This window comes from Rhodococcus sp. 05-339-2 (assembly GCF_002258965.1).
GTDB lineage: Bacteria > Actinomycetota > Actinomycetes > Mycobacteriales > Mycobacteriaceae > Rhodococcoides.
Map to the genome: position 1 here is coordinate 321,361 of NZ_NOYW01000004.1, position 19,300 is coordinate 340,660.

Below are 19,300 nucleotides of genomic sequence, written 5' to 3' on the forward strand. Positions count from 1 at the left end.
CCAAATCTGTGAACAGCTCCCGCACCGCTCCTCGGCGCATCGGCTCAGTTCCCGCCGAGTCCTCTCCACGTACGGCGGGCGGCAAGTACCCGACGTGGTTCGGCCCGTCCGATTCGCCGCTGTTCGGCGCCGTCCACGTGCCGTCCGGCGGTCGGGCACGCGGCGGCGTCGTCCTGTGCCCGCCGCTCGGCAAGGAGCAGGTCGATTCGTATCGCGGTATGACCCTGCTTGCGCAGAAGCTCTGTGAGCAGGGACTTCTGGTGCTGCGGTTCGACTACCGCGGCACCGGCGATTCGTGGGGTGATCAGGATCAGCCGGGCGCGGTCGAGCACTGGCGGCGGAGCATCGTCGAGGCCGTCGACTACGTTCGAGGTTGCGGGGTGAGCGAGGTCGGCCTCGTCGGTCTGCGCGTCGGTGCCTTGTTGGCGTGTTCGGTCGCCGCGGAGTGCGGGCCACTGACCGCGTTGACGCTGTGGGATCCGGTCGTCAAAGGGCGGTCGTATCTGCACGAGCAGCGCGCGCTGTATTCGGTGAGCGTCACCACCGACTCCGAGACCGATCCCAGGGTGTCGATCATCGGCGCTGTGCTGCATCCCGATTCGGCCGCGGACTTCTCCGCACTGGACGCCGCGAAGACGAGTACCGACGCGCCGGTGCTCGTCGCCACCCGCGCCGAGCGAGGCGATACGAAGCCGGTACGCAAGCTGGTCGAGACTCTCGCGGCTCAGGAACACACGTTGACCGCTCACGACGACTTTCTCGAGCCGAGCGATTTCGAGGTCATCATCCCGACGGCCGACATCGCCTACCTCGCGACGTGGACGGCATCGAGATTTCCGGTCGAGCGCGCACGAGGGATCGAGCTGCAGCATCGCTCGACGTCCGTGGTCGACGGAATCCGCGAGAACATCGAATACCTGGGCGCACAGCAGCTTTTCGCGATTCGGTCCACCTCGGATCGATGCCGCGCAGGCGGACCGACCGTGGTGCTGTACCCCACTGCCAACGAGCACCGCGTCGGTCCGGTCCGCATGTGGGTGGAGCTGGCGCGGCTGCTGCCCCGCTTCGGAGTCTCCACGGTGCGTTTCGATCGACGCGGCACCGGCGAGAGCGGAATCGTGTCCGATGGGGAGTTGACCCGGCTCTACAGCGACGAAGGCAACGAGGACGCGCTCACCGCTGTCCGGCAGTCGGGGACCACTCCGGACAACGTCATGGTTGCCGGAATGTGCTCGGGCTCATGGTATTCCAGCTTCGCCGCCAGGGAACTGGGGGTTCGGGCCGCAGTACTGCTCAACACCCTGGACTGGACCACTCGTCGTCTCGAATTCGTCAAGCGTTCCTCGATGCACATCGAGGAAACGGGGCTGAAGGCGCGCGCACTCGACCGTCTCCACCACTGGGGTGTGCGGACCAAGAATGCACTGCAGCCGCGGATTCCGTACGCACTGTGGATCTGGCTCGGACGGCGCGGATTGATCCAGGTTCCCGAGATCTCGTTGCGCATTCTCAGCGACCGTCAGGTGCAGACGCAGGTTCTGCTCTCCCCCAGCGACACCACCTGGTTCGAGACCAATCGGGGCCCGGAGGGAATGCGCCGACTCCAGCGTCGATCGTCGGTACCCACTGTCACCTCCTTCGACTCCGGTGACCACTCGCTCTACGGTCGCGATCTGCGCGAGAACGTACGAGCCGAACTGGTGACGGCCGCCTCTGCTGCCTTCGACGTCGAGATCGCCGCCCCGTCGCCGCCCGTGCCGGTGGGGAAGGTTCGATTGTGAAGCACCGCGCTCCCAGGATCCTGCCGCCCAAGCACGAACAGCTCGAACAACTTCGGTGGTATCCGATCGAACCGGCTCGGTTCGACCTGGGTCTGATGAACAGCCCGACGATGCCGGTGCCGACCGTACCTCGGCACGATGCCGTGCACTCGGTCGACGTTTCCCCGGTCGCCGACGCCGTCGAACGACCGCAACCCGACAGCGGACCGGGCTCGAAGGCCTCCGATCGCAATCTCGCGCTCAACTCGATGGCCCTGATGCTCTCGACGGCCATCACCGGCGCTCTCGGCCTGCTGTTCTGGGCCGCAGCCGGTCGGCTGTATCCCGTTGCCGAAGTGGGCAGCGCGTCGGCCGTCATCACCTCGGCGGTGATGCTCTCGACGCTGTCCAATCTGAGCCTCGGTTCGATGTACGAGCGATTCCTGCCGATCTCCGGTCGGTTGGCCAAGTCGTTCATCGTGCGCGGCTACCTCACTGTCACGGCATTCGCGTTCGTGCTCGGCGGCGGCTTCCTGCTGGTCGCGCCGGTGGACGAGATGTTCACCAGCACTGCCGAGATCGTGTCGTTCCCGTTCTTCGTCGCGGTGCTCGCGGTGTTCGCGCTGCAGGATCAGACCTCATCCGGCCTGGGCGTCGCACGTTGGGCGGCCGCCAAGAACGTCTTCCACGCGGTCGCCAAGTTCGTGCTGCTGTTGGCCCTCTTCGCGACCGAGCGCAGTACCTCGATCATTTCCGCCTGGGCGGTCCCCGCCGTCGTGGCGTCGATCTTCGTCCTGCGCGCGATCATGAAGAACGTCCGGACCGAACAGCGGTACGCCGGCAAGCCGGACCTTCCGCCCAGGCGCGAGATGTGGGCCTACTTCGGTTCGGCATACGGCATCACCGCTCTCGGCTCGCTCGCTCCGCTGCTCGTGCCGATGATCGTCGTTGCCACCCTCGGTGCCGAGGAGAACGCGTACTTCTCCCTCACCTGGTCGATCGTCAGCGCCCTCTACATCCTGATCAGCGTTCTGATCGGACCGTACGTGGCCGAGGTGGCGGCACACCCCGCGCAGTTCCACCGCCTGACCAAGCGGTTCATGACGCTCGTGTGCATCGTCGCACTGGGCGGGTCGATCTTTCTCGCGTTCATCGCGCCGTTCGGCCTCGGATTGATCGGCCAGGGCTACCGCGATCAGGGCACCATCATCGTGCAGCTGGCCGCGCTCACCATCCCACTGTCCGTCGTCGGTTCGCTGTACGACGGTCTGGCCCGCGTCCGTCGACGCATGCGACTGGCCGTGATCGTGCAGGTGGTGGCCACCTCGATCATCATCGGCGGCTCGGTGGCACTGTCGTCGTCCATGGGCATCGCTGCCGTCGGCTGGGCGTACCTCGCCGCCGAGGCGTTCGGTGCCGTCGTCCTGATCGTGCCGCTCGTTCGCTGGATTCGTGAACTGTCCGCAGGCAGCAACGGCGAGTCCGGTGAGAACCCGGGTCCGTCGGACTCCCCCGGACCTCGCGGGCCGATCGACGATCACGACGCCGGATCGCCTCGATCGCGTCACCGACAACCCCGAGACGGTGGACCTCGGCACCGTGAACCGCATCCACGTGAGCGCCAGGACGGTCCACCGCCGCTCGACGATCCGTCACCGCGCCGTATTCCGGTCCATGCTCAACACAGGACGGCACCATGACTCAGACCTATCGCGCCAGCTCGTTGGACATGCTGCGGTCCGATTCGCGCATCGTGACCGTCCTGGGACCGGCTGACTTCGGCGATCTCGCCCGGGTGCAGAGCCGCGTACTCGCACTGGCCTCGATCGGTCCTGCCACACGGCTGGGCCTGCGCGCCGACCAGTCCTCGGCGGGCTGGGTCTACGAACCGGAACGGGTGCTCGAGCACATCGCCGATGGACCGGCCGTGGGTCGCGAGCAACTGGCCAAGGAACTCACCGAGTTCTCGCACGCGTCCGCGCCCGGGATTCCTCTTCGGATGCGTCTGGCCGGTCGCTACCTGTTCCTCGATCTCAATCACGGTCTCGGCGACGCTCTGTTGCCGGTCGACCTGTTCGCGTACCTGGCCGACGCGCGTCCGGATGCACCGCTTCCGGCGTGGGCCGACCGTGCCGTCGACGGCCATCCTCTTCGAAAGGCCCTGCTGCGCTGGGTCGTTCGCAATCCCAGGAAAGTCGTCGACACGATCTACGACCGCGTACGCCCCGGCTCGAACCACGAGTCCACCACCTCGGCCGCCGCACCCGACACCCCGTCGCCGTCGGCATTTCGGCCGTGGGCACCCTCGGCCGCGGTGGCCACCGCGGTGACCCGGCTCGGTACCACCGACGCGATCCGGCGGTGGCGGGAATCCCATCTGCCCGGCGCGAGCGTCAGCGCGGTGATGTGCGCTGCGGTGGCCTCGGCGTTCGCCCGCACGTCGTTCCCCCTCGATCGTTCTGCTGCCTTCCTGTTCGACTGCAGGCGATACCTTCCGCCGTCGTCCGTGGTGCTCGGCAACTTCGCGGCCGGGATCGGCTTCACCGACATCGATCCCACCTCGGCCGGGGACGTGAACGACGCACTGGCCGGTGCCATCGCCAAGGGCCGTCCCATCGCGTCGGCGACGATCAGCACCATCAAGTACAAGCGAGAGCACCGGGCCGTGTCCGGTGTGTTCGACGACCGCGTACCGGTCCGGCCCAAGGTCAAGCTCATGTACTCCGATGTCGGTAGAGTCAGGCAGCTGGAGCCGGTCTCCTGGTTGGCCGAGCCCGCCGACCGCGCCTTCTTCGTGATCGCCGATCCGGGTCGACCGGAGTCGGTGATGATCACGATGGAGACCATCGGTTCGGTCGTCTTCGTCTCGGCGTCGTTCCACGACAATGTTTTCGACAGCCACACCGTGCAGGCCGCACTCGATCTCGTAGCGGCAGACCCCCTCGCATTGCTCGCCCCTCAGGAGAAGACCGCATGACCACCGAAGCGAAACGCCCCACGAAACCCGATGCGAACCGGCCGACGTCGAACACCGTCGCGCCCGCGCGCTCGAGTTTCGTCGCCCATGTCGCTCGGTGGGCCGGCCTGTCGGTGGTGCAGTTCGTCCTCGTCGAGTACATCGTCTCGGCCACGTGGCGCGGGCTCTACAGCTACCGGAACAACTACATCAGCGAGCTCGGCATCCCGTTCTGCGGGCCCACCGGCAACTGGCCGTGCAGCGAGCTCTACGTTCTGCTCAACGCGTCGATGGTGCTGTTCGGCGTGGCGATCGCGGCCGTGGGCGGATCCTGGTACATCGTCCGCCGAATCGACGGCAGAGCCGCCTCGTTCTTCGTCGTCGCAGGTGCCGGTGCCATCACCGCAGGTGTCGTCAACCAGGGCGTGAACTACCCGATCCACTCGTTCGGGGCCACCGTGTTCTTCGTGTTCGGAAACTTCGGCCTCGTCATCGCGGGCGGCCACGGAAGCCTGCGACGCCCCATCCGCGTCGTGGTCACCGCGCTCGGAGCCGTCGGGCTGGCCGGCTACTTCGCCTACATGAGCGGACACGAATTCGGACTCGGTATCGGCTCCATGGAACGCATCGCCACCTATGCGCTCCTCGTAGGCATAGTCGTACTGTCGGTGTCGCAGTTCAAGGCGACGCGGGTACCGAAGACCGGCGACGAGACCGCGTGAGTCGTCACGCCGCATCCAGCCGAGAGTCCGGCGCGGGGACCGTCGAGGTTTCGCGGCTTCCCGGAACCGGACTCATCGTCGAGCCTCCCCGACGGCGGTGGCCGTCCGTGCTGGCGTTCCTGATCGTGCTCGGTCTGGTCGTGGCAGGCACGGTGTACGGGCTTTCTCACCGCTCGGACGGAGCCGACATCGATCCCGACTCCACCGCTGGAGGCACCATCGACGCGAGTTCCACGACGTCGGCGTCCAACACTGCCGCCGCCAAGCCCGGATTCACCGTCTACGACGACTTCTCGGGGACGGCGGGCGACGCCGTGTCGGACGACCGCTGGAGTCACGACGTGGGCCAGACCGGTTGGGGCAACAACGAAAAGCAGAATTACACCGATTCGACCGAGAACTCGTCTCTCGACGGTGACGGCCACATGGTCGTCAACGCGATGCGCAACGGTGACGGGTACACCTCGGCCCGCGTGACCACCAAGGACAAGTTCGAGTTCACCTACGGCCGCGTCGAGGCTCGGATCAAGATGCCGGCCGGAGCCGGACTGCATCCGGCTTTCTGGATGCTCGGTACCGACCTGGACTCCGTCGGCTGGCCGCTGTCCGGCGAGATCGACATCATGGAGACGCTGAACCAGGCCGACCAGTACCACACCGGAATCCATGCCCCCCAACCCGATTCGATGACGAGCCAGAAAGTGGACGCGGGCGGCATTCCGCCGGAGCCGCTGTCCGAGAACTTCCACACCTACTGGGTCGAGCGGTCGCCGGGCCGCGTGACCACCGGTATCGACGGCACCACCTTGGCCACCGTCACTCCGGACGACCTGATCGGCGGCGACGATTACTGGGTCTTCGACAAGCCGTTCTTCCTGCTGTTCAACGTCGCGGTCGCCGGCGACTGGCCAGGTCCCACCGACAACTCCACGCCGTTTCCGGCGACGATGTCGGTCGACTGGGTGCGGTATCGCGCCGACTGAGACCGAGCTGCACTTGCCCGTACGTGTCACCCCGAAAGGACCATCCCCGTGTTACCTCCCGCGCTCCCCAGACACCAGGCTCCCGAATGGGACGGTGCCGTGTGGATCGGTGACATCGACCTGGAGCAGGATCTTCCGGAGTTTCTCGCCCTCGACGATTCCGACGGTTACCGCCGTGCCCGCCTGTTGATCCGACGCGGACTCGACCCGCTCGGCTTCGTCGAACTCGATGTCGTCGACGGCGCGGTCGCGGCACACGACGTGCGACGGGCTGCGATGTCGCTCGCGCAGGTTCCGATGCCCGACGCGCTGCCCGACCCCGATGGGACGCTGCCGCCGATCACCGTGGTGATCTGCACCCGCGACCGAGTCGAGCACTTGAAGGGCGCGCTCGCGTCGGTGTCCGCTCTGGACTACCCCGACTTCGAGGTGGTCGTCGTCGACAACGCGTCCCCGACCGATGCCACGCAGCAGTACGTTCGCGGGCTGGGCGACCCCCGCGTTCGCGTCGTGTCCGAGCCGACGGCGGGTCTGTCGAGGGCAAGGAACACGGGGTTGCGGGCGGCCCGACACGACATCGTCGCCTTCACCGACGACGACGTCGCCGTGGATGCGAGGTGGTTGCGGAGCATCGCGCGCGGCTTCGGGCGGGCCGATCGGGTGACGTGCGTGTCCGGCATCGTCCCCAGTGGCGAGATCAGAACTCAGGCGCAGGCGTACTTCGATCGCCGCGTCGGGTGGGCGAGTTCGGTGACTCCTCGGGTCTACGACCTGAAGAATCCGCCGGCCGACGTGCCGCTGTTTCCGTTCCAGGTCGGGATGTACGGGACCGGAGCCAATTTCGCCGTCGACCGCGGGCGGATGTTCGACCTGGGAGGATTCGACGAGGCGTTGGGAGTGGGATCTCCGACCAACGGCGGTGAGGACCTCGACATGTTCTTCCGAGTGCTGATGGCCGGCGACAAGCTGGTCTACGAGCCCGCCGCCATCGTGTGGCACCGTCATCGCGCCGATTCGGAGGCGTTGGCGGTACAGGCCCGCGGATACGGGCTCGGACTCGGCGCGTGGCTGTACACGGTCGCCACCGACCGCAGATCGGCAATGTTGGCCGCCACGGTGGCCGTCCGCCGACTCGGCAGCGCGATTCGGTTGTCCGCCAAGATGAGCAAGGTCGCCTCCCCTCCCGACGATCTCGCTGCCGACCTTCCCGACGGCATCGGCCGGATGGAACTGCTGTCCATCGCCAAGGGCCCCGCGGCCATCCGGCGCAGCAGGCGCGAAGGTCGCGAACGTACTCCTCTGGCGGGGGTGAACCGTGACCCAGTCCTCGACTGATTCCGGATACCGGTCCATCGCGGATCTGCGGCACAAGCTGTTCGTTCCGTCCGATTGGACCGTCGACTGGCCCGTCGGCACCACCGACTCCGCTGCAGGAACACGGCGGCGCGCAGGTAGCCGACTGCGCTACGCCGACATCAGCGTTCTCGCCGCGCTGTCCGGTCTGACCTCCATGATCGCGCTGCCGACACTGGTTCGCGTCGTGCTTCTGACGGTCCTGCTGTTCTTCGGACCCGGGGCCGCGATCCTGTCCTGGGTCCGTATTCCTCGCACCGCGGTTCCTGCTGCCCTGCCGATTCTGAGCATCTCGGTGGTGACCCTGATGGTGTCGGCGGCGATGTGGGGCTACCGCTGGTCGCCCCGGATGTGGACGTTGTGGCTGTGTCTGGCCCTGATCGGGTCGTCGCTGCTCTGGTACCGCAAGCACGGCCGTCCCGACCTGCCGGTGTGGATCTCGCGGGCACGTGAGGTCGTCGCTCCGTCGTCGCGAGCGTCCGCCCTCGCCCACGTGCGGTTCGTGCTGACCGATCGCGAGACGTTGCGACGCAACGTCGCCGGCCTGATTCTGGCGTTGGCGTTCTTCCTGTGGCTGCCGCTGTTGCCGGGTCTCGAGCGCGCGACGTACTCGCAGTTCGGGCTGTTGACCGCCGGAACCGGCCCCGGACTGGTGCTGTGCATGGTCCTGGTCATGGCGGCGTTCCTGATCGCGTTGCGGCGTCATCAGCTTCGCACCATGGTGGTCGCCATCGGCCTGGCCATCGTGGTGCAGCGATTCACCGTCACGCTCGTCACGTCCGCTCCGATCTACGACTGGACGTACAAGCACGTCGCCGTCACGGAGTTCGTTCTGGATCTGAACCGACTGGCACCGAGCGGCGTCGACATCTACAGCGAGTGGCCCAGCTTCTTCCTCGTCTCGGCCTGGTTCCAGCACGTCACCGGATACGACACGCTGTCCTTGGCGCACGTGTTCGCGCCGATGATCCACGTGGTGCTCGCGGCGGCCGTCTACGGCCTCGCACGGGTCATGAAGTTCGACAAGCGCGCAGCGATCACGGCGGCGATGCTCGCCGAGGTCATCAACTGGGTTGGCCAGGACTACTACTCACCGCAGGCGTGGGCGCTACTGCTCGCCGTGGGCTTCCTGGCGCTGTTGATGTCCTCGACACTCACCAGGTCCGCGGCGTACGTGTCCATCGTTCCGTTCGCGGCACTGGTCCCCACGCACCAACTGACCCCGTACTGGCTGATGGCCGTCACCGGCGTGCTGCTGGTGACGCGACGAGCCAAGCCGTGGTGGTTGATGATTCCGCTCGGCATCATCCTGCTGGGATACCTGTATCCGCGACTGCCGATCGTGGCACCGTACGGACTCTTCCAGGGGTTCGATCCCGTGCAGAACGCCGCGAGCAACGTCGAGGCGGAGGGTGTGCTCGGCAAACAGATCACGTCTCTGGTCTGCCGCGCACTCTCCGGTGGGGTGTTCGTGCTGGCGTTCGCCTCGGCCGTCTACGCCTGGCGCACCAAGAAGACGTTCTGGGCTCCGATGGTGATGGCGTTCGGCTCGATCATGCTCCTCGCCGGCCAGAGCTACGGCGGTGAGGCGATCTTCCGGGTGTACCTCTATGCGATTCCCGGTTGCGTGCTCCTGATCGTTCCCCTGTTCCTGGCGCTGTTCGATCGGACGCCGTCCCAGGATCGCCCGTCCCGGGCCCGCAGGCTCACGGCCAGGACCTCGGTTGCGGTCGCCACTGCCGGGGCCATCGGCTCCGCTGTACTGGGCTTGCAGAGCTACTTCGGCCTGTGGCCGATCGTCCTCGAGAATCGCGAACAGATCGACGACGCCCGAGCGGTGGCCGCGCAGTCGCCGAACGGAACCGCGATCACGATGCTGTACTCCTCGGGCTACCCGGCCCGGTCGACGTCGGACTACGGACGACTGACCGCGGCCAACGAATACTGGGACGTCCCGCTCTACGCGCTCGGCCCCGAGTACATGGAGGGCTTCCCGACGCCCGAGAAGCTCGGCCAGATCGACTACAACGCGTCGATCAGCGACACACCTACCTACATGGTGCTGACTCGTCAGTCGCTCGAGGCGATGCAGTACTACGGTTTCGTCGCCGACGATGCGGTCGCCCGTTTCCGGCAGTGGCTCGCCACCAATTCGGCGTGGTCGGTGCGGTATCAGGACGCCGACACGATCGTCTATCAGTACCGATCTCGTTGATTCGGTTCACAAACTATGACGTGAATCTCCAAACAATCTTCCAGTTGGTTTGTTTGCAGCTTGACAAACCAGCAGCTTCTTTTAAGCTTGCTTTCAGTCAAAGGAAACAGGTTCTTACGCTTCAGAACGAACGTCAAGGCACTGTCTGTGGATGCGGCGGGGGTCGATTCACGGAGCTCGGAGACATCTGCCCATCGCACTCGACCCATGTGGAATGGATATGTTGAATCGTCAGAATCCCCGCGTCAGTGTCGTCATCCCGACGCTCAACGAGGCCGCGAACCTTCGTCACGTCCTCCCCCTGCTCTCTCACGACTACGAGCTCGTGCTGGTCGACGGTGGATCCGTCGACGGCACCATCGACGCGGCACGCGAGATTCGCGGTGACATTCGCATCATCAAGCAGACCCGCAAGGGCAAGGGCAACGCGCTCGCATGCGGCTTCGAGGCCGCTACCGGCGACATCATCGTCATGTTCGACGCCGACGGCTCCGCCGATGCCGCAGAGATCCCGCGCTTCGTCGACGCCCTGATCGCCGGTGCCGACTTCGCCAAGGGCAGCCGGTTCTGCGAGGGTGGCGGGAGCCACGACATCACGCCGCTGCGCCGCGCAGGAAACGGTGGCCTGCACCTCGTGGCCAACACGCTCTTCGGAACTCGCTTCTCGGATCTCTGCTACGGCTACAACGCCTTCTGGCGCGATCTGGTGCCGGTCCTCGACCTGCCCGTCGTCGATCAGCCGGGTGCCGAGGGCATGATGCTCTGGGGCGACGGTTTCGAGATCGAGACCATCATCAACTGCCGCTTCGCCGAGGCGTCCGTGCGCATCGAGGAAGTGCCGAGCGTCGAACTGGCCCGCATCTACGGCCAGAGCAATCTGCGCACGTTCTCGGACGGCTTCCGGGTGTTGCGCACCCTGATGACCGAACGCATGCGTGCCCGCAGGATCAAGCGCAGGTCCATCGTGCGCCCGTTGCGCGAGTCGATCGACGCCCGTACCGACATGGACCTCGAGTTCGAGGCTCTGGAGTCCTACAACGAGGTTCTCGAACTCCGCGAGAAGACGGCGTGAGTCTGCCGACTTCCTCGGTAGTCATCTGCGCGTACACGTTGGCTCGATGGTCCGAACTCCGGGCCGCCGTGACGGCCGTCCTCGACCAGGACGTGCCTGCCGACGAACTGATCGTCGTCATCGATCACAATGCGCAACTGGCCGAACGCGCACGCGACGAGTTCTCGCCGCTGCACCGGAGCGTGAACGTGGTGGAGAACAACCACCCTCGCGGCCTCTCCGGAGCGCGCAACACCTCGCTCGATATCGCGACCGGTGAGATCGTCGTCTTTCTGGACGACGACGCCTCACCGCGCACCACAGAGTGGCTCGGAGCCATTCTGTCCCATTACTCGGACGATGCCGTGTACGCCGTTGGGGGCTCTGCATACCCGGTATGGCCGGACAAGCGTCCGGCCTTCTTACCGGCCGAGGTAGTGGGTGAACCCGGCGAACTCGATTGGGTCGTCGGGTGCACCTACCGCGGGCAGCCGACGGAAACCGCTCAGGTCCGCAATCTCATGGGCGCGAACATGTCGTTCCGCCGTGAGCCCGTCGTTGCACTCGGCGGATTCGTCTCCGGCATCGGCCGGATCGGACGTGTCCCCCTCGGCTGCGAGGAGACGGAGTTGTGCATCCGTCTGCGCCAGACGCATCCGGACGCCCAGATCGTGTTCGATCCTTCGATCGTCGTCGATCACACGGTCAGTGCCGACCGCACTCGTCCGCGCTACCTCATCACGCGCAGCTACGCCGAGGGCGTGTCCAAGGCCGCCATCGCCCGGTTGATCGGGGCCGAGGACGCACTGTCCTCGGAGCGGGCGTACACCGCCAAGATTCTGCCTCGTGCGGTCGGCCGGGAGACCAGCGCCGCTGCGCGCGGCAACCCGGCACGCGCATGGGGCGCGATGGCCGTGGTGGCAAGCGTCGGTGCAGCCGGAATCGGCTATGCCCGAGGCAGACTCAGCACGAGCCGCTAGCAGCACGTGCACAGAACTTCGTAGCCCACTACGAATTTCTGCTCACGGCCTCGGTGCCACCGAGGCCCGCTCCACCGAGTTGAGCGCGCGCACATGTCCGCGCGGTGCACTCGCGCCACGACCGACGAGAGTCAGGGTACGAGGTTCGTTCGGTGCCAGGTGGAACCACGAGTCCGACACCTCGAAGCCGTCGATGTCGACGCAGACGTACTGCGCCGGCCAGTCGGCTCGGACGGTCAGTTCCCAGTTCCCCGAGATCGTTTCGACGACACTGGCGACCAATCCCACCGTGTTCTGCCGACTCTGCGCGCCGACGAGCGCGGTGGTTCGCGCCACCTCCACACCATTGTCGTCCGAGAACACGACCGTGACGGCGGAGTAGGTTCGACTGCCGAAGCGGTAGGCATGGTTGGCGTCGGTGAAGGTACCGACGATCGAATCCACCGTCAGTGCGACGGATCCGTTCGCCGGGGCGTGCACCGCGCGTTCGTACTCGTGGCTGCCGCGGGAGGCGTGCAACACCACTCGGATACTGCCCGAGCGTGCCGGCCCGTCGTTGACCAGCTCCACCGAATAGCCGTCGAGTCCATTGTCGGACAACAGCAATGCCACCGGGGCGCTTGCCCGCGCCAATGCGTAGAAGGGAGCCTTGGGCACACCGGCGGTGTCGACGATGCCCCAGCCTGCGCCGGGGACGGTGTCTCGTAGCGTCAGCACGAGGGCTCCGGCGCACCCCGAGGATGCTCGACGCCAACGCCCGAACGCTTCGGTGAAGGCTTCGACGATCGCAGCTCTGCCGTAATCGAGGTACAGCTCTGCGTCGTCTCGCCGGATCAGGTGCGGGTCGACGCCGAAGATCGTGCGTACGTAGTGATCTCGCACGTCCTCGAAATCCCAGGACGAGCCGCGGTCACGGGGGACGGCGGCCTTCCAATCCGGGTGGTGACCGGCGACGGCAGCGGACCCGAAGAATTTCTCCACCTGCGCCCGCTCCGGCGGGACTGCGAAGGCCAGGCATTCTGCCGCGAAACGCACGCCGGCAGTGCGGATATCGGACAGTGGCCGGAGGTATCCGCCCACGCCGAAGTAGTGCGCGATGCCGTCGCCCACGTGTGTGTGCAGTTCTCCGCTCACGCTGGACGGGCTCGATGTCACGTACGCGACTCCGGGTAGGCGATCGGCGAGAAAATCGGGAACGACGCTGTCCAGCATCATCATTCGCTGATCATCGGCCGCGAGTCCCACCATCGTGGGTTGCTGCTGGGTCTCGCTTCCACCACTGACGACCATCAGGGCAGGGTTGGCCGATACGGTGTCGGCGAACGCGTCGAGCTCGCGGGTGACCGCTGCGGTGTAAGCGTCGTCGGTGGGCGGGTCGATGGTGCCGAACATGACGTCCTGCCACACCATGATGCCCAGTTCCGCACACAGCGACCAGAATTCGGGCTGCTCGTACACCAGGGTGCCGACGATGCGCACCATGTTCAGGCCCGCCGACCGGAGCTGCTCGAGTGCCGCCCGCAGTTCGGGCTCCGGCGACCACAACCGCACCGGGTCAAGCGGGGTCCACGTTCCTCCGCGACAGAAGACGTTCTCACCGTTGACCGTCAGGATTGCGCCGCCGGCCGTGCGGTCCAGGTCGACCGTACGAAACCCGACGACGCCCATGGGATGCACGACGCCGTCCACCTCGAGCGCGACGCGATAGGTCCGCGGTCGGCCGTGAGTGTGGGGCCACCAGAGTTCGACGTCGGGTAGCGTCACCGACCGGTCGATGTGCTCGACGGTTCCGAGTTCGACCGTGTGAACTCCGGACACGGTGTCGTCGATCATGATTCGAGCCGCCGCTGGCGCATCGAGCTCGGCGCGCAGTGTGACGATGCCGTCCGTACCCGATACCGCCGTCGACAGGGCGACACGACGAACGTCGGGGATCACCGACATCGACACCGGGCGCCACGGTCCGACCGGTACCGGAAGGGGCCCGTACACGGGTGCGCGTCCGAGCATCGTCGTCCGCTCGTGCCTCAGCCCTTGCGCGGCGATCATCGACGATCGCCAGCGACCGCGTGCGCGTCGAGACTTCAGATGCGCACTCAGCGATTCGATGTGGACGGCGATGGCGACGGTGTCACCGCAGTCCGTCAGATCGAGAGTCTCGGGAACGAACATCGACGTCACGGTTCGGCGATGGACGCCGTCGATCCAGATCTGGGCACGGGTTGCGATGCCACCGAAACTCGTTCGCACCCGGCGATGGTCACCGGTGGGGACATCGGCGACGAACCACCAGTCGTGATCGTCCGGATTCACTGCCAGTGAGCTTCCGAGCGCGGTGGCAACCGTGCCCGGCACCACCGCGTCGATCCAGTCGAGATCGTCTCGTAGGTCGCGGGGGTCGAGAACGGAACCGGCGTCGGTTCGGGCCAGACGCCACCGAACGCCGTCGAGCAGATCGATCACGTGCCCAATGCACCCGCAACGATGTCCATGGCCGCCATCCAGTTCTTGCTCATCTCGATCAGCGGCTCGTCGAGCACCACGTCCCGGCCACGTGCTGCGCGTGCCATCCGGAACTGAACGGCCTTGGCACCGGAGGCGGCGGCGAGAAAGTGCGGAGCGGCAACGGCGGCGCCCGCCACGCCTCGGCCTTCGAGGTAGTGCACATAGTTCGCGGCGAGTTCTGCCGTTGCGCCGAACTGCCGGAGCAGGCCGAACGACCACAGATGGAAGGCGTCGGGGCCGGCGGTCTGCACGAGCGGGATGTCGGCGATGATACGACGGGCGAGCGCATCGACCGGGTTACCCGGAGCGCGGCGCGCCAGGTGTGCGCGAGCGACATCGAGGTCACGGTCACCGAAACCGGCGTCGAGAACCGCGGCGTCCACTTTGATCTGCTCGACGTACGGCAGCAGCACCTCGGCGTGCGGTTCCGGAGCGAGATTGAAGATGCCGTCGAAATCGGCCCCGGTGAGCTCGAAGTAGCCCCGATTGTGGAAGTACCCCATCACCTTGGCGTCGCGATCGACGAGGTTCGGCACGATGGTGGTCTTGGTGTGCTGATTGCGGTAGCTGGTCCCTGCGGTGTCGGGCAGCCAGAAGCCGTCGACCTCGACGGTGACGTGGATGCCGTCTTCCAGGCCTTCGACGACGTGCTCGAGCACCGGGCGCCACACGTTCATCTCGGCGACACCGATGCCGTACAGGGTGCGTAGGTCCTCGGGCGCGATCTTCACGAAGTCCCACTGTCGCCCGTCGCATCCGGCGCTCAGCACGAAAGCGAGAGCGGGGGTCGGATCGGCACCGAACGAATGCAGAACTTCGATCCACAGGTCGACGTAACAGTTGGTTTCGGTCCAGATGCGGTCGTGATTGTGTATCGGGTGCGGTCGGTAACTGATGGGGTCGAGTTCCAGGACTCGAAGGCTGGTCCCGAGCCTGTCCAGCACTGCATCGTTCGACATGAAGCCTCTCCTACCGGATCGAATGTCGGACGGTCCCCGAGCCGCATTTGTCCGTATTGCCTGTATCCAGGCCCCTAATCCTAACGAATCGGTTTGTTCTTCGCACTCGATCGGACGGTAGGATTGTTTTTGCCCGGACGAACTACCTGCGCGGCCACCACCTCGACAGCAGTGATTCCTGACCCCGATACCGGGGGCAATCACAGAGCGAGCAGTCGGTTCCGCGCCGGTAATGCTGGTGCGCAGCTTGTTCGTGATGGCACTTACACAATGGCTCTGAGCTGGGCACATGCCGAGTGTAGACAACACCTGACACATCCACGCCCAACTCGGGTTCGCATGAGGAGGCACACGCGCGATGCGCCGTTTTGCAACCAGCGCCGCGCTGGTCATCGGCTGGGCTCTGCTCGCAGCCGTAGTCGGAATGTTCCTCGTTCGCCAGATAGGTGTGACAGAGATCACTTTTGTTGCCTTCGTCGTCGGCGCTCCGTATCTCGGTATCGCCTCGATCGTCGCCGTGCTGTTGTTCGCCGCGGCGCGCTCGCGTAGCGGATCGGCCGTCGCAGTACTGGTGACCATCGCGGTGGTCGGGGTTCAGGTGCCGATGTTCCTCGCGGACGGCCCGGACAACACCGGACCGGAACTGTCGGTCCTGACGATCAACGTGGCGCACGGTGACGCCGACGCCGCGTCCATCGTCGACGCGGTGCGCAGCAACGATGTCGACATTCTCGCTGTCCAGGAACTGACCCCGGAAGAGGTCACCGATCTACAGGCCGCGGGCATCGACGACCTTCTGCCGTTCTCCTTCACCGCTGCGCTCCCGGTCGCCGATGGCACCGGACTGTGGAGCCGCACCCCGCTGACCGACGGCACCCGCCTCGACAACTTCGGATTCGTACCGGTGCAGGCGAGAACCACCGTCGACGGGCAGGAGCTGACCGTCGTGTCCTTCCACGCCATGTCTCCTGCCACACCGCGCCACACCACCGAGTGGGATGCCGACCTGGCCCGGATGCGGTCGATCATGGACACCTACCAGGGCACTGTGCTGGTCGCCGGCGATTTCAACGCCACCAACGACCACCGGCAGTTCCGCACACTGGCATCGTCCCCGTTCTCCGACGCGGCCGACGGGGCGGGTGCCGGCCTGTTCCGCACGTTCCCGTCGGAGCGTCCGCTCGCGCGCCTGGACCATGTGGTGACGAGTGAGAACGTCCGCGCCCGGTCGGTCGAGCCGTTGGCGATCCCGGACAGCGATCACCTGGCCGTTCTCGCGGAGTTGCAGCTGCCCTGAACTGGGCGGCCGCCGGCACCGGCTAGAAGCGGGGCAACTCGATCACCGGTGCGGGCGGAAGCTGGATCTGCGGCAACTGGATCTGCGGCAGGCCGGGGATCAGCGGAGCCGGGGCCGGCGCAGGAGCAGGCGCGGCGGGCGGCACATATTCCGGCTCGGAGTACGTCCGGGCCGGAGCCTGAGCTGCCTCTGTGGTCGGCGGCACGGTGGTGGTGGGTGCTGCGGTGGTGGGCGGCACGGTGGTCCTCGGCGTCGTGGGCTCCGCGGTGGCGGGTGCGGTCGTCTCGGTCGGTGCACTCGTCGGCTCCGTGGAGCTGCCGCCGTACCCCAGGGACAACCCGAGTGCAGCGACTGCGACGAGACCGCCTGCGACCAGTACTGCGCCGCGCACCTTGCGCTTGGAGTCGGCGGGCTTGTCGGCAGCGGGCTCCGGGCTCAACCAGTCCGGAGCTCCGGTCAACGATGCGGGATCGGACGGAGACTGCCGAACGCCCGGCTGCGGGCCCGGTCGGCGCTGTGCGTCGGCCACCGGAGTCGCGAGCAGCGCCGCGCCGCGTGCGGCCACCGATTCCGGGTTCGCCGGGGTTACGACGGGGAGGCCGATCCACGCCGTGAGAATCGATTCCACCAGCGGAATGCGTGCTCCACCGCCGATGAGGAACAGCGCATCGACGTGCTTGGGCGACCGACTGATCACGTCACGGACCAACCGTGCCGAGTACTCGATCGGAACGGTCACCAGAGACTCGAACGACTCGCGCGAGATCAGGATCACGCCGCCGTCACCGGGCAGGCAGACCGCGCCGCTGGTCGAGAGCTGTTCCTTGGCCACTCGGCATCGCGCGGTGAACTCGCTCAGTTCCTGGTTGTCGGCGATGTCGACGCCCTGCTTGGCGAGCTGGTTGTCCGAGATGAGCCGATCGAAATCGTCGCCGCTGATGTCGATGGTGCGCTCGGCGAGCAGGACCTGCCCGGTGCCGCGGTCGATGACACTGATCGTCAGTCCGGAGCTGCCGAGATCGTAGAGAGCGATGGTTCCGAAGTGTCCCAGTTCGCCCGACGCCTCGAGGTACTGCAACGCTGCTCGCGCCTCGGGAACCAGTCGGTAGTTGTAGAGCCGCTGACTCGCCATCGCCTGCTGGATCTCGCCGAACTGCTGCTGGTCTCGATACGCGACGCCCGTCGCTTGCACCGGTCCGCCGTCGCCCGGCTGCGAGAGCACGACGCCGATCGATTCGGCGGCCAATTCCTCCGCGCGGTCCCAGTAGGCGTCGACGGTGTCGTGGTGGAAGTCGAGCCGACCCGAATCCTGAGGGCGCGCGTCGGGGCGAGCCATGCGCACGGCACTGGCTCCCACCGACACGCCGAGAACTTCGGTCATTACCCGCCTTCGGTCGACTTCCCCGTGAACACACGCCGAGACTCGATGTCACGAACGAGTCTCGATCCCCCTGCCAATGGCTCACTGTAGCGCGTCCCGCAGTGCACAGTGCAGCACCCGACCACAGCACTACAGTTGCGGGCATGCGCGTTCTGTTCGTCTGCACCGGGAACATCTGCCGATCGCCCACAGCCGAGCGACTTGCGGCTGCTTTCGCGCGCGAGGGCGGGTTCGAGCTGACCGCGAGCAGCGCCGGAACGCAGGGGTTGACCGGACATGCCATGGACCCGACGGCTGCGACGGTGCTGACGCAGCTCGGCGGCGACCCGGAGGGTTTCGTCGCCCGACGCCTCACGCCTGCGATCGCTGCCGATGCCGACCTCGTTCTGACGATGACGGCGGCACATCGAGACGCCGTTCTCGCCCTTGCACCGCGACAGATGCGTCGCACCTTCACGCTGCTCGAGGCGGCCGGTCTCGCTGCCGCGTCGGGCGCGAGCACCGTTGCCACCCTGGCCGACGCACGGGCGGTGCACCGTGTCGACACACTCGACATCGGCGACCCGTATCGGCGTGATCACTCGGTGTACGAGCAGGCCGGGGAGTTGATCGCGGAGACGCTGCCTCATGTTCTGCGGTTGGCGACCCAGTGACCGTCCACCTCTCACCACTCCGCTCGCTGAGGTAACGTTCTCGCATCATTGCCGACCATCCGGGTCCGGCCACGGCGTTAGGGTCTGTGCATGCGCGACAAGGTCATCGCGTCGGCAGCAGTGGCGAGCGCCGGCGTGGCCGTCGCAGTGGGTTTGACCATCGGCGCTCTCGGTGGTGCGTTCGACGACTCGAGCGAGACCGTTCGTCCGCCCGCTCTGAAGTCGGACAGCCTGAGTTCGGTCGAGACGACACCGACCTCGACGATCGTCATCGTCCCGCCGTCGCCCACATGGCAGGTCGCGGTACCCACCACCGCTCGCCCCACGACGACGACTCCGGATCGGCCCGAGACCACGACGCGTAGTCCGCGCCGAACCCCGTCCTCGGACCGCACGACGACCACCACCTCGACGGAGGATTCGGACGACGAGAGCAGCACCACGGAGCCCGAGTCCGACGCCGGCCCCTAGACACCGGCAGAACG

15 protein-coding genes are annotated in these 19,300 nt (G+C 66.3%); 12 read left to right on the forward strand and 3 right to left on the reverse strand.

The window, feature by feature from the left end; genetic code table 11:
* Positions 1-8 precede the first annotated feature (8 nt).
* The 9 genes from CH273_RS02500 (at position 9) to CH273_RS02540 (ending at position 12,020) form a co-directional block, all read left to right on the forward strand.
* Positions 9-1,781 carry an alpha/beta hydrolase family protein gene (locus CH273_RS02500; RefSeq protein WP_230596854.1) on the forward strand — a complete coding sequence of 591 codons (1,773 nt, stop codon included), beginning with the start codon at positions 9-11 and terminating at the stop codon, positions 1,779-1,781.
* A complete protein-coding gene (locus CH273_RS02505; protein ID WP_179275407.1) occupies positions 1,778-3,460 on the forward strand; it encodes a lipopolysaccharide biosynthesis protein in 1,683 nt (560 codons plus the stop codon). The genes CH273_RS02500 and CH273_RS02505 overlap by 4 nt, the downstream gene beginning before the upstream one ends.
* Positions 3,457-4,737 carry a hypothetical protein gene (locus CH273_RS02510; protein ID WP_032396095.1) on the forward strand — a complete coding sequence of 427 codons (1,281 nt, stop codon included), beginning with the start codon at positions 3,457-3,459 and terminating at the stop codon, positions 4,735-4,737. The genes CH273_RS02505 and CH273_RS02510 overlap by 4 nt, the downstream gene beginning before the upstream one ends.
* Complete coding sequence (locus tag CH273_RS02515) at positions 4,734-5,438, forward strand: DUF998 domain-containing protein (protein ID WP_032396096.1); 705 nt, start codon at positions 4,734-4,736, stop codon at positions 5,436-5,438. The genes CH273_RS02510 and CH273_RS02515 overlap by 4 nt, the downstream gene beginning before the upstream one ends.
* The gene (locus tag CH273_RS02520) at positions 5,435-6,421 is read left to right on the forward strand and encodes a glycoside hydrolase family 16 protein (RefSeq protein WP_230596856.1); all 987 of its coding nucleotides are present in this window, start codon (positions 5,435-5,437) and stop codon (positions 6,419-6,421) included. Before CH273_RS02515 ends, CH273_RS02520 begins: the two co-directional genes overlap by 4 nt.
* A gap of 48 nt (positions 6,422-6,469) precedes the next feature.
* Positions 6,470-7,756, forward strand: coding sequence for a glycosyltransferase family 2 protein (locus CH273_RS02525; RefSeq protein WP_230596858.1), 1,287 nt, complete (start codon positions 6,470-6,472; stop codon positions 7,754-7,756).
* A complete protein-coding gene (locus CH273_RS02530) occupies positions 7,737-9,989 on the forward strand; it encodes a hypothetical protein (RefSeq protein ID WP_052049711.1) in 2,253 nt (750 codons plus the stop codon). Before CH273_RS02525 ends, CH273_RS02530 begins: the two co-directional genes overlap by 20 nt.
* 214 nt (positions 9,990-10,203) lie before the next feature.
* Complete coding sequence (locus CH273_RS02535) at positions 10,204-11,061, forward strand: glycosyltransferase family 2 protein (RefSeq protein WP_082073801.1); 858 nt, start codon at positions 10,204-10,206, stop codon at positions 11,059-11,061.
* A complete protein-coding gene (locus CH273_RS02540) occupies positions 11,058-12,020 on the forward strand; it encodes a glycosyltransferase family 2 protein (protein ID WP_032396099.1) in 963 nt (320 codons plus the stop codon). Before CH273_RS02535 ends, CH273_RS02540 begins: the two co-directional genes overlap by 4 nt.
* A gap of 42 nt (positions 12,021-12,062) precedes the next feature.
* On the opposite strand, the gene CH273_RS02545 is transcribed toward CH273_RS02540, so the two are convergent.
* Together CH273_RS02545 and CH273_RS02550 are read right to left on the reverse strand one after the other, a co-directional pair.
* A complete protein-coding gene (locus CH273_RS02545) occupies positions 12,063-14,483 on the reverse strand; it encodes a glycoside hydrolase family 2 protein (RefSeq protein ID WP_052049712.1) in 2,421 nt (806 codons plus the stop codon).
* Complete coding sequence (locus CH273_RS02550) at positions 14,480-15,484, reverse strand: DUF1839 family protein (protein ID WP_052049714.1); 1,005 nt, start codon at positions 15,482-15,484, stop codon at positions 14,480-14,482. The genes CH273_RS02545 and CH273_RS02550 overlap by 4 nt, the downstream gene beginning before the upstream one ends.
* Positions 15,485-15,842: 358 nt before the next feature.
* Between CH273_RS02550 and CH273_RS02555 the strand changes: the two genes are divergently transcribed.
* A complete protein-coding gene (locus CH273_RS02555) occupies positions 15,843-16,781 on the forward strand; it encodes an endonuclease/exonuclease/phosphatase family protein (protein WP_032396100.1) in 939 nt (312 codons plus the stop codon).
* Between the two features lie 22 nt (positions 16,782-16,803).
* On the opposite strand, the gene CH273_RS02560 is transcribed toward CH273_RS02555, so the two are convergent.
* On the reverse strand, positions 16,804-18,162 hold the full coding sequence (locus tag CH273_RS02560; RefSeq protein ID WP_082322527.1) for an Hsp70 family protein: 1,359 nt from the start codon (positions 18,160-18,162) through the stop codon (positions 16,804-16,806).
* 143 nt (positions 18,163-18,305) lie between these two features.
* On the opposite strand from CH273_RS02560, the gene CH273_RS02565 reads away from it, so the two are divergent.
* Positions 18,306-18,815 (forward strand): arsenate reductase/protein-tyrosine-phosphatase family protein, encoded by a 510-nt coding sequence (locus CH273_RS02565; RefSeq protein ID WP_032396101.1) that lies wholly within the window; start codon positions 18,306-18,308, stop codon positions 18,813-18,815.
* Between the two features lie 90 nt (positions 18,816-18,905).
* Positions 18,906-19,286, forward strand: a complete 381-nt coding sequence (locus tag CH273_RS02570; protein WP_032396102.1) for a hypothetical protein — start codon at positions 18,906-18,908, stop codon at positions 19,284-19,286.
* Positions 19,287-19,300 lie beyond the last annotated feature (14 nt).